Below are 2,047 nucleotides of genomic sequence, written 5' to 3'. Positions count from 1 at the left end.
ACAACATCCGCGTCAACTGCATCGCGCCCGGCCTCGTCCGCACCGACTTCGCCCGTGCCCTGTGGGAGGACGAGGCGATGCTGCAGGGCAACCTGCGCCAGTGTCCGCTCGGCCGCATCGGCGAGGTCGAGGACATCGCCGGCGCCGTCGTCTTCCTGGCTTCGCCCGCCGCCCGCTTCATGACCGGGCAGGTGATGGTGATCGACGGCGGCGTCACCATCGGCCAAACCAACTGAGGGTCCTGTCGGTGCCCGATACCGCGATCGACCACCTGCCGGACCTGGCGGTCGCGCTCGGGATCGGCCTCCTCGTCGGTCTGGAGCGCGGCTGGACGCACCGCGAGGGTGGGGCGGGCGGTCGCGTCGCCGGCTGGCGGACCTTCGGCCTGATCGGGCTCGCGGGCGGGGTCCTGGCGCTGACGGGCGGCGCCGACGGCGTGCTGCTGCCGGTCGGCCTCTTCGCGGTCGCGCTCTTCCTCGGCCTCGGCTACTGGCGCGAGGCGCGGACGGAAGGCGGCCTCGGCGTCACCACCGAGGTCGCCGCGGTCGTCACCTTCGGCCTGGGGGCGCTGGCCGGCAGCGGCCAGCCGGCCGTCGCTGCGTCGGCAGCGATCGTCGTCACCCTGCTGCTCGGCTTCAAGCCGGAGATGCACGGCCTGCTGCAGCGGATCGAGCGCCGCGAACTGCTGGCGACGCTGCGGCTGCTGCTCATCTCCGTCGTCTTCCTGTCGCTCCTGCCCGACCGCGGCTTCGGCCCGTGGGAGGCGATCAATCCCCACGGCATCTGGCGCATGGTGGTGCTGATCGCCGGCATCGGCTATGTCGGCCACTTCGCCATCCGCATGATCGGGCCGCGCGCGGGGCTCACCCTGACGGCGCTGCTGGGGGCGCTCGTCTCCTCGACCGCGGTGACGCTGGAGCTGTCGCGGCGGGCGCGCGGCGAGGCGGCGCAGCGGCCGATGCTGGCGGCGGCGATCGGGCTCGCCTCCGCGGTCATGCTGGTCCGGCTGCTCGTCGTCGTCGGCGTCGTCGCCCCGGCCGTGCTGCCCCGACTCGCCCCGTCGCTGGTCGCCGCGGCGCTCCTGGGGGCGGCGGCATCGGCGTGGGGGCTGCGCCGCGCCGGCGCCCCCGAGGCCGATGCGCCGGCCGAGCGCGGCGACCCGCTCGACCTCGGTGGCGCGATCGTCATGGGCGGGATCTTCGCCGCTGCCGCCTTCCTGGTGCAGGCGGTGCAGCACCTGATCGGCAATGCCGGGCTCTATCCGCTGGCGGCACTGTCGGGCCTGTTCGACGTCGACGCGATCAGCATCTCGCTGGCGGGCGGGGCCGGCTCCGGCTCGATCCCGGCCGCCGTGGCGGCGGATGCCATCCTCATCGCGGCCGTCGTCAACACGCTGATGAAACCGGCCATCGCCGGCTCGGCCGGTGGCCCCGGCTTCGCCCGCGCGCTGACCCTGCCGATCGGCGCCAGCCTCGTCGGCGGGATCGCCGGCTGGATCGCCGCCCGGCCGCTCCTCGACTGGCTGACGGGGTAGGACGACGGCGATGTTTCCCGCGTCCCGCCTGCGCTAGGCTGGGTCGGCCGGCCGCGAGGTGCGGCCGATGACGCAGGAGGTCGCGCATGCGGGTCATCCTGGTCCTGGCTGCCATGCTGGCGGTCGTCGCATCCCCGGCAGGCGCCATCGAGGCGCTGGCCGTCGAGATCCCTTCCCGGACGCAATCGATCCGCGCGCTGCTGCTGCGCCCGCCCGAGCCGCGCGGCTCCGTCATCCTGCTCGCCGGCGGGCCGGGGCGGCTCGACATCGCGCCCGACGGCACGATCACGCGACTCCGCGGCAACCAGCTGGTCCGTACCCGGCGCGCCTATGCGGAGGCCGGTTTCGCGACGCTGGTGCCGGACATCGCGCCCGACCTGAAGACCGGCGACGGGGTCGCCCGCGGCTATCGCTCGGCCGTCGAGCACGGCATGGACCTGGCCGCGCTCGTCGCCTTCATGCGGACCATCCGGCCGCCGGTCGTCGTCGTCGGCACCAGCCGCGGCGCCGTCT

Annotated in this window: 2 protein-coding genes and 1 pseudogene; all 3 read left to right on the top strand. The window is 74.6% G+C overall.

What is annotated here, in order from left to right; all coding sequences use genetic code 11:
- On the top strand, positions 1 to 236 hold a 236-nt coding region (locus ACE3Q3_RS24160), incomplete at its 5' end, for an SDR family NAD(P)-dependent oxidoreductase (protein WP_374450384.1).
- An 11-nt stretch (positions 237 to 247) separates the two neighbouring features.
- Entirely contained in the window at positions 248 to 1,534 is a 1,287-nt protein-coding gene (locus ACE3Q3_RS24155) for an MgtC/SapB family protein (RefSeq protein ID WP_374450382.1), read from the top strand.
- Between the two features lie 86 nt (positions 1,535 to 1,620).
- Positions 1,621 to 2,047, top strand: a pseudogene (locus ACE3Q3_RS24150) (hypothetical protein); the annotation flags it as partial.

The organism is Allostella sp. (assembly GCF_041913585.1).
Lineage (GTDB): Bacteria > Pseudomonadota > Alphaproteobacteria > ATCC43930 > Allostellaceae > Allostella.
The sequence above is the reverse complement of the archived record's forward strand: the minus strand, read 5'-3'. Positions and strand labels throughout refer to the sequence as shown.